Origin of the sequence: Streptomyces sp. SID3212, assembly GCF_009865405.1 — a bacterium.
Classification (GTDB): Bacteria; Actinomycetota; Actinomycetes; order Streptomycetales; family Streptomycetaceae; genus Streptomyces.
Genome location: NZ_WWJY01000670.1, coordinates 1 through 400, shown reverse-complemented (window position 1 = coordinate 400; position 400 = coordinate 1). Strand labels below are relative to the sequence as shown.

General features: G+C 74.5%; 1 protein-coding gene. It reads left to right on the top strand.

What is annotated here, in order from left to right:
• Positions 1-353 (top strand): peptidoglycan DD-metalloendopeptidase family protein (locus tag GT042_RS20155; protein WP_161310117.1); only part of this gene is annotated, 353 nt, incomplete at its 5' end.
• Between the last annotated feature and the right edge of the window lie 47 nt (positions 354-400).

The following is a 400-nucleotide window of genomic DNA, read 5'->3' as shown; positions in this document are numbered from 1 at the left end:
GGGTGGACCTGGCGGCGGCTCCCGGCACGGCGGTACGGGCCGCGGCGGCGGGCCGGGTCCTGTACGCGGGCCGGGTGGCGGGCCGGGGGGTCCTGTCGATCACCCTGACGAACACGGGCGACCCCCCTCTCCGCATCACCTACGAACCGGTGGACCCGCTGGTGGCGAAGGGCGACGAGGTGGCGGCGGGGGAGGTGGTGGCGAGGCGGGCGGTGACGCCGTGGCACTGCGCGCGGGGGTGTGTGCACTGGGGGCTGCGGCGGGGGGACGTGTACGTGAATCCGGTGTCGCTGCTGCCAGGGTCGGAGCTGACGCGTCCGCTGCCGCGACTTCTCCCGCTCTCCGGAGGGTGATCGCGTCGCGGTCGGTTGTTGTCCTCAATCGCCGGACGGGCTTGGTT